The sequence below is a fragment of the Microbacterium sp. genome (assembly GCF_049661145.1).
In the GTDB taxonomy this organism is placed as follows: domain Bacteria; phylum Actinomycetota; class Actinomycetes; order Actinomycetales; family Microbacteriaceae; genus Microbacterium.
The window spans coordinates 1-8,101 of the sequence record NZ_JBASZT010000024.1; the positions used below are offsets into that span (position 1 = coordinate 1).

The window sequence follows — 8,101 nt, forward strand, 5'->3', positions numbered from 1 at the left end:
GCCCGGCGCCGACGCCCACCTCGTCGCAGCCGCTCGCGACGGCGTCGTGGTCTCTTGCGTGACGGCGGCTGTGCGGCTCGGCCTCTGGGTGCTCGACCCCGGGGATCGCCCGCACGTTGCGGCCAGCCCGCGTTCGGGCGGGGTGAAGGTCGGCGTCGATGCTGCGTCGGGTCGGCGCCACGCGCTGATTCACTGGAGTCAGCCGATCGTGCCGCGGCATCCCGACGCCCTGGTCGATCCGATCGAGAACGTACTCGGGCTCGTCGCGGAATGCCTCGACCACGAGCAGGCACTCACGATCTGGGAGTCCGCACTCGATCGGCGACTGGTGACGCTGCCGGAATTGCGGCGACTGCCGTATCGAGGTCGAGCGCGCGAGCTCTGCGACGTCGCCTCGCCCTTCCACAACTCCGGACTCGAATCGTTCGTCCCGCCGCGACTGGCGTGGCTGCGGCTCCCGATCGTGCCGCAGGTGTGGCTCGCCGGGCACCGCGTCGACTTTCTGATCGGAGATCGACTGGTCTTGCAGATCGACGGGGGCACGCACGTCGGCGCGCAGCGTGACGCCGACATCCGCCACGACGCGCTGCTCATGCTGCTCGGCTACTACGTCATCCGGGTGGGATACGACCAGGTCGTGAATCGCTGGCACGAGGTGCAGGACCTCATCATGCGCGCTGTGGCGCAGGGACTACACCTCGTGCGCTAACGCGAAAGTCTCGTGACATGACCCAGGCTTCCTCGCCCCACGGCGCGGCAGCGCCACTGAAGAGCTGAGCCGCCGCAGCGGGCGTGCAGCGCCGGATGCCGGGCGCCGGATGCCGGGCGCCGGATGCTGAGGATATGGCGGATCCTGAGGACGAAATCCCGGCATCCGGTCCTCGGGATCCTGCAATCTCCTCAGGAACCTACCGGCGCCGTGTGCCCGCGCGCCCGCCAGTCACCGCGCGACAGCGCGAACGCCAGGTGCGGCATGTCGACGCCGCGGTAGTGACTGATGAACGTGCGGCGAACGGTCATGCCGAGCCGGATCGCCACGTTCATCGAGGCGACGTTGGTGGAGCGAACCTTTGCATAGAGTGCGTCGATCGCGAGGTTCTCGAACGCCCAGTCGCGGCAGGCGGATGCCGCCTCCGCGGCGTACCCGTGATGCCAGTGCGCCCGCTGAAACAGGTAGCCGACCTCGATGACCTCGTCGTCGTCGATCCGCTGCCGCGTGATGCCGCACTGGCCGATCATCTCGCCCGTCTCGCGCTCGACGACGGCCCACAGGCCGAAGCCGTCGCGCGCATAGCGCTCGCGCTGCCGGTGCAGCCAGTCCGCCACCTCCTCGTTGGTGAACGCGCCCTCGTAGGCTGCCATCGCGACGGGATCGGTGAGGATCGCCGCCAGCGCGGGCACGTCGGCATCCGTCAGCTCGCGCAGGTCGAGGCGCGCGGTCGAGAGGATCATTCGGCGATCCGGATGCCGAGGGCCTGCGCGAACGGCAGGGCGTGCAGTTCGGCCTGGCGTCGTGACAGCCACGTGCCAGACAGCCCTCGCGGATCGGTGAACGTCAGCGCCTCCAGGCCTCGGAGGTCGAGGTCGGCCGGGCGCAGGCCGCGAGTGTCGACCTCGTCGGCGCGCGTGTCCTCGAACAGCACGCGCGTCAGGCGTCCCTCGGGCAGATCGAGCGTGCCGATACCGCACCCGACGATCCGTACATCAGTGAGGGATGCCGAGGGCAGCGACAGGTAGTCGATGCGCAGGCCCCGCAGGGTCACGCCGTCCCACTCCGCCCGCAGTCCGTCGAGCGTGCCGATGCGCCCGCCGTCGACGACGACGTTCCGCCACGTGCTGTCGCGGGCGGTGAGCTCCACGGCGCGCAGGTCGTCGATTGCGACGTCGGCCAGCGTCGCGCCGGTGAGGTCGAGTCGGCCGACGGATGCCGCGGACAGGTGCGACTCCGCCAGCCGGGCGTGCGCGGCATCCACGTCGCCGGCCTCCAGCGTGACATCCGCGCCGACCACTTCGGCGCGCGCCGCGAGGCGGCTGAGCTCCGCGCGCAGGGGTGGCAGATCGGGGGTGTGATCGCGCGGCGGAACAGGTGCGGCGGTGCGACGAGCCATGGCATTCAGCCTACGGCGGTCGGTCCTGCCGAAGCGTGCTATATTGCTAGCATGCGAGCAGAGACAGACGAGCCGAAACTGCAGTTCAACGTGTATCTGCCCGGTGCGCTGGTACGCGACATCAAGCACCGCGCGATCGATGAGAGGCTTTCGCTCTCCGCGCTCGTGGAGCACGTCATGACCCGATACCTGGAGGAGCAGCAATGACCACCGCAACGATCTGCGTGCAGGCGATTCACTACACCGCCGCTCCGGAGAAGTGGCACGATCTCGCCTTGGCGCTGGGGCTGACCCCGGCGTTCGCGCCGCAACGCAACTGGAGCGAATTCGACGGCGAGGGCGTTCTCGCCGTGCACGCCGTCGATGCGGGGGACGCGCTCGCCGAGACCACGCAGCTCCACCTGCTCGTCTCCGACCTCGAGGCGTGCGCGGAGTCGCTGATCGGCACCGGAGTCCGCGTCGAACGGACTGTGCTCGACGACGTGGGACCCCTCCTGGTCGTAACCGCAGTGTCGGGGGCATGCATCACGCTGTCCGCGGGCGTACGCGAAGTGCACGGTGCGCCGATGATGCAGCCGATCTGGTTCGATGCGGACAGCGCCGCCGTCGCGCCGATCCTCACGGCGGTGGGGTTGCGACCCGTGCTCGCGTCGGATGCCGGGTCGTGGATCGAATTCGAGGCGTCGGGTGGCGGTTCCGTGGCGTTCCATGCGGCGGAATCGCCGAGCATCTCCTTCGGACTGGTATTCGAGGGCGACCTCGAGGTGTTGTCGCAGCAGGTGGCAGCGGCCGGCTTCGAGACCTCGATCGTCGACGAGGCGTACAACCGCACGCTGCTCATCACGACGCCGGTGGGATGGCACCTGTGGGTCGCCGGCCCATACGACGACATGTACGGGTATCACCGCATCGAGTGACGCCCCGCGTACGCACGCGCGCGGGGGCGGGATTCGGGCCGGGGCGGTATGATCGAGCATCGGCTTCGATCCGGCCATCACCGGGGAGCTCGCGGAAGAACAGCGGCGCGCCGCCCACTAGAACCGCGCGGGGCAGGCCCGTCACAGCCGCAGGAAAGAGGGTGGATGCCGGCGGCATCCGCCAAGCGGGGTGGTACCGCGGTCGCACGTCGATCGTCCTCGCAGGAAGCGCCGCGCTCGAATCGAGCGGGCACGAGCACCTGCTGGAGTGACATGACCTACCCGACCAATTCCGACGAGCCCGTCGTGCCGAGCCCACGGTTCCCCGAGATCGAGGGCGAAGTGCTCGACTTCTGGGAGCGGGACGACACGTTCCGGGCCTCGATCGCGAACCGCGAGGGCGCCGACGAGTGGGTGTTCTACGACGGCCCGCCGTTCGCCAACGGCCTGCCGCACTACGGCCACCTGCTGACCGGCTACGCGAAAGACCTCTTCCCGCGGTTCCAGACGATGCGCGGCAAGAAGGTCGACCGTGTCTTCGGTTGGGACACGCACGGCCTGCCCGCAGAGCTCGAGGCGATGAAGCAGCTCGGCATCACCGAGAAGAGCGAGATCGAGGACATGGGCATCGCCGCTTTCAACGCGAGCGCGCGCGCCTCCGTCCTGGAGTACACGCAGCAGTGGCAGGACTACGTGACGCGCCAGGCCCGATGGGTCGACTTCGACCGTGGCTACAAGACGCTCGACACGGGATTCATGGAGTCGGTGCTGTGGGCCTTCAAAGGCCTGTGGGACAAGGGACTCGCCTACGAGGGATACCGCGTGCTCCCCTACTGCTGGCGCGACGAGACGCCGCTGTCCAACCACGAGCTGCGCATGGACGACGACGTCTACAAGATGCGCCAGGACCCCTCGGTCACCATCACCTTCCCGCTCGTCGGCGCCAAGGCGGAGGCGCTCGGCCTCACGGGAGTGCGGGCGCTCGCATGGACGACGACGCCGTGGACGCTCCCGACGAACCTCGCCCTCGCCGTCGGCCCCGACATCGATTACGTCGTCGTGCCCGCGGGCCCGCGCGGCGCCGCTGACGTGGCGCAGGCGTCTCGATACACCGGCGCTGACGCGCCGGCACTCGACGACCGGGTTAGCGAGAGCGCGACCGCCCATCGATACCTGCTCGCCTCCGACCTCCTCGCCGGATATGCGAAGGACCTCGGCTACGAGAACCCCGCAGACGCGGCCGAGGCGGTCGAGCGCACGATCCGCGGCTCTGAGCTCGCGGACGTGCAGTACGACCGGCTGTTCGACTACTACACGGATGCCGAGGTGTGGGGCACCGCGAGCGCGTGGCGCATCCTCGTGGACGACTACGTGACGACGAGCGACGGCACCGGCATCGTCCACCAGGCGCCGGCCTACGGTGAGGACGACCAGCGGGTCACGGAGGCCGCCGGCATCCCTCTCATCATGAGTCTCGACGACGGCGGCAAGTTCCTGCCGCAGGTGACGGACGTCGCCGGCGAGCTGTGGATGGATGCGAACCGGCCGCTCATCCGGCTGCTGCGTGCGGCAGGGCGGCTGCTGCGCGAGGCGTCGTACGAGCACTCCTACCCGCACTGCTGGCGCTGCCGGAACCCCCTCATCTACAAGGCGGTCTCCAGCTGGTTCGTGCGCGTCACGGCGTTCAAGGATCGCCTCGTCGAGCTGAACGAGCAGATCACCTGGGCACCCGAGAACGTCAAGCACGGCCAGTTCGGCAAGTGGCTCGAGGGCGCCCGCGACTGGTCGGTCAGCCGCAACCGCTTCTGGGGCTCGCCCATCCCGGTGTGGCGCAGCGACGACCCGGAGCACCCGCGGGTCGACGTCTACGGTTCGCTCGCCGACCTGGAGCGCGACTTCGGGCGACTGCCGCGCAACGAGGCGGGCGAGGTCGACCTGCACCGTCCCTACATCGACGAACTCACCCGCCCCAACCCCGATGACCCGACCGGCAAGAGCACGATGCGCCGCATCGAAGACGTCTTCGACGTCTGGTTCGACTCCGGCTCGATGCCCTACGCGCAGGTGCACTACCCGTTCGAGAACCGCGAGTGGTTCGATGAGCACGCGCCCGCCGACTTCATCGTCGAGTACATCGGGCAGACCCGCGGCTGGTTCTACGTCATGCACGTGCTCTCCGGCGCTCTGTTCGACCGACCCGCGTTCACCGGGGTCGCCTGCCACGGCATCGTGCTCGGCAGCGACGGCCAGAAGATGAGCAAGTCCCTCCGCAACTATCCCGATGTGAGCGAAGTGTTCGACCGCGACGGGTCGGATGCCATGCGGTGGTTCCTGATGGCGTCCTCTGTCCTGCGGGGCGGCAACCTCGTCGTGACGGAGGAGGGCATTCGCGCCGGCGTGCGGGAGTTCCTGCTGCCGTTGTGGAACGCGTGGTACTTCTTCGCGACGTACGCCAACGCGGCGCGGGGTGTCGACAGTTCCGACGGCGCAGGGTACGAGGCCCGCTGGCGCACCGACTCCACGAACGTGCTCGACCGGTACATCCTCGCCCTCACCGGCGAACTCGTCCGTGACGTCGCCACCGAACTCGACGACCTGGACTCGACGACGGCTGCGGCAACGCTCCGCGCGTTCGCCGAAGCGCTCACCAACTGGTACATCCGCCGGTCCCGCGACCGCTTCTGGGTCGGAGTGTCGGACGACCCGGCATCCACCGAGGCGTTCGACACCCTATACACGGTGCTCGAGACACTCACGCGCGTCGCGGCGCCGCTGCTGCCGCTGGTCACCGAGCGGATCTGGCAGGGCCTCACCGGCGGGCGCAGCGTGCACCTGCAGGACTGGCCGGATGCTGACGCGTTCCCCGCTGCGACCGACATCCGGGCCGCGATGGATACCGTGCGAGAGGTCTCGTCGGTCGCGAACGCACTGCGCAAGAAAGAGGGCAAGCGCGTGCGGCTGCCGCTGCCGAAGCTGACCGTCGCTGTCACCGATGCCGCCGCTCTCTCTCAGTTCGAGGACATCGTGCGCGACGAGCTCAACGTGAAGTCCGTCGAGGTCGTTGAGCTCACCGAAGGCCTCGCCGAGAGCTACGGCATCACGCAGCGACTGGCGGTCAATGCGCGTGTCGCCGGCCCGCGGCTAGGCAAGCGGGTGCAGCACGTCATCGCCGGGGCGAGGGCCGGGTTGTGGGCCACCGAGGATGGCGTGGTCGTCGTCGACGGCGTGGCCCTCGATCCGGCAGAGTACGAGCTGACCCTCGAAGCCGGCGGCGTCGCGGAGGGCACGGCCATCGCGTTGCTCGCGGGCGGTGGCTTCGTCCTGCTGGACACGGCGACGACGCCGGAGCTGGAAGCGGAAGGCCTCGCGCGCGACGTCATCCGCGCCGTGCAGGACACCCGCAAGGCCGCCGGCTTCGACGTCAGCGACCGCATCCAGCTGCAGCTGCTGTTCGAAGACGATTCCGACGCGGCGGCGCTGGTCCGCGGGTTCGACGCCGCGGATGTGGCTGGCGAGACGCTGGCGGCTTCGTGGACCGTGCGCACCCGCACGGCGACGCTCGCGACGTCGGAGACCGTGCTGTCGACAGCGCCGGAGTACGAGGCGATCGTGGGGCGCGGAACCTACGCCAGTCGCGAAGCGTTCACGGTGGGTGTGGCACGGGTGGCGGTGGTCTCATGAGCGATCGCGACCGGGCCGACGTCGTCTATGCGGCGCTACTGACTCGCCAGGGCGAGCGCTGGGTGCAGCCGCGGGTGGAGCGCACGCGGCGCGTGCTCGAACTGCTCGATGATCCGCAGCGCACCTACCGCGTCGTGCACGTGACCGGCACGAACGGCAAGACTTCGACGAGCCGCATCGTGGAGAGCATCGTGCGTGCGCACGGACTGCGCACCGGGCTGTTCACGAGTCCCCATCTGGAGCGGTTCACCGAGCGGATCATGATCGACGGCGAGCCGATCGACGACGCGCTGATCGCGGATGCGTGGGAGGAGATCACACCGCTCGTCGCGCTCGTGGACGCTGAACTCGCGGCATCCGGCGATGCGCCACTGACCTTCTTCGAACTGCTCACGGTGCTCGCGTTCGTCGCGTTCGCCGATGCGCCGGTCGATGTCGCCGTGATCGAGGTGGGCATGGGCGGCGCGTGGGATTCGACGAACACCGCCGACGGCGATGTCGCGGTCTTCGCCCCGATCGACATCGACCATGCCGACCGGCTCGGTGAGACGATCGCGGAGATCGCGACCGTCAAGTCGGGGATCATCAAGGACGGCGCCGCTGCCGTGTCGGCGGCCCAGGATGCCGACGCGCTGCGCGTCCTGGAGGCCGCCGTTGCGGTGCATCGCGCGAGCCTCGCGGTGGAGGGGGACGCGTTCGGTCTGATCTCCCGGCGGCTCGCCGTCGGCGGACAGCAGCTGAGCGTGAAGGGGCTCGCCGGCACCTACGACGACCTGTATCTACCGCTTTTCGGTCCCCACCAGGGGCACAATGCGGCGCTTGCGATCGCCGCCGTCGAGTCACTCATCGGGGGCGGGACGCAGCCGATCGCCGGCGACGTGCTCACGGAGGGCCTCGCACAGGTCACCTCTCCCGGCCGGCTACAACTGGTCGGGGTCGCGCCCACCGTGCTCGTCGACAGCGCGCACAATCCACACGGCGCCCGTGCCCTCGTGGCCGCGCTGGGAGACTCGTTCGATTTCGACGAGTGGGGCGTCGTGCTCGGTGTGTTCGGCGACAAGGACACGGCGGGCATCGTCGCGAGCATCGCGCCGGCCGCGACGCACGTGTTCGTCACGGCGCCGGACTCGGATCGTGCGGCCGACCCGGACCGGCTGGCCGACCTCGTCGAGGCGGCGGGAGTGCCCGTCACGGTCCACGAGAACCTGTCGGAGGCGGCCGATGCGGCGCGGGAGTGGGCCGCGGGATCCGACCGTCGCGCCGTCGTCATCGCCGGGAGTGTCGTGCTGGCCGGCGAGGCGCTCGAGCTCGCCGCCACGGACGATTGGATGAACGGATGGCAGGGATGAGTGAATCGGACGGGCCACCGTCCGCGTCCTCGCAGGACCCCGCGGC

General features: G+C 69.4%; 7 protein-coding genes. 5 read left to right on the forward strand and 2 right to left on the reverse strand.

All coding sequences use genetic code 11. From position 1 onward, the window contains the following. Positions 1-709: endonuclease domain-containing protein (locus WBP48_RS01135; protein WP_424434823.1), on the forward strand; the 709-nt coding region annotated here is incomplete at its 5' end. Positions 710-900: 191 nt separating this feature from the next. Here WBP48_RS01135 and WBP48_RS01140 read toward each other — a convergent pair. Further along, the gene (locus WBP48_RS01140; RefSeq protein WP_424434826.1) at positions 901-1,452 is read right to left on the reverse strand and encodes a GNAT family N-acetyltransferase; all 552 of its coding nucleotides are present in this window, start codon (positions 1,450-1,452) and stop codon (positions 901-903) included. Next, entirely contained in the window at positions 1,449-2,108 is a 660-nt protein-coding gene (locus WBP48_RS01145) for a hypothetical protein (RefSeq protein ID WP_424434829.1), read from the reverse strand. Before WBP48_RS01145 ends, WBP48_RS01140 begins: the two co-directional genes overlap by 4 nt. 51 nt (positions 2,109-2,159) lie before the next feature. Here WBP48_RS01145 and WBP48_RS01150 point away from each other — a divergent pair, with 51 nt between their 5' ends. The 4 genes from WBP48_RS01150 to WBP48_RS01165 all read left to right on the forward strand — a co-directional run bounded on the left by WBP48_RS01150 (position 2,160) and on the right by WBP48_RS01165 (position 8,055). After that, entirely contained in the window at positions 2,160-2,315 is a 156-nt protein-coding gene (locus WBP48_RS01150; RefSeq protein ID WP_424434831.1) for a CopG family transcriptional regulator, read from the forward strand. Continuing rightward, entirely contained in the window at positions 2,312-3,025 is a 714-nt protein-coding gene (locus WBP48_RS01155) for a hypothetical protein (protein ID WP_424434834.1), read from the forward strand. The genes WBP48_RS01150 and WBP48_RS01155 overlap by 4 nt, the downstream gene beginning before the upstream one ends. Positions 3,026-3,298: 273 nt before the next feature. Then, positions 3,299-6,706, forward strand: a complete 3,408-nt coding sequence (ileS, locus tag WBP48_RS01160) for an isoleucine--tRNA ligase (protein ID WP_424434837.1) — start codon at positions 3,299-3,301, stop codon at positions 6,704-6,706. Next, a complete protein-coding gene (locus WBP48_RS01165) occupies positions 6,703-8,055 on the forward strand; it encodes a bifunctional folylpolyglutamate synthase/dihydrofolate synthase (protein ID WP_424434840.1) in 1,353 nt (450 codons plus the stop codon). Before ileS ends, WBP48_RS01165 begins: the two co-directional genes overlap by 4 nt. Positions 8,056-8,101 lie beyond the last annotated feature (46 nt).

Coding starts and splice junctions, on each gene's coding strand:
- WBP48_RS01140 (WP_424434826.1), bottom strand. CDS start 1,452: ATGATCCTCTCGACCGCGCGCCTCGACCTGCGCGAGCTGACGGATGCC.
- WBP48_RS01145 (WP_424434829.1), bottom strand. CDS start 2,108: ATGGCTCGTCGCACCGCCGCACCTGTTCCGCCGCGCGATCACACCCCC.
- WBP48_RS01150 (WP_424434831.1), top strand. CDS start 2,160: ATGCGAGCAGAGACAGACGAGCCGAAACTGCAGTTCAACGTGTATCTG.
- WBP48_RS01155 (WP_424434834.1), top strand. CDS start 2,312: ATGACCACCGCAACGATCTGCGTGCAGGCGATTCACTACACCGCCGCT.
- ileS (WP_424434837.1), top strand. CDS start 3,299: ATGACCTACCCGACCAATTCCGACGAGCCCGTCGTGCCGAGCCCACGG.
- WBP48_RS01165 (WP_424434840.1), top strand. CDS start 6,703: ATGAGCGATCGCGACCGGGCCGACGTCGTCTATGCGGCGCTACTGACT.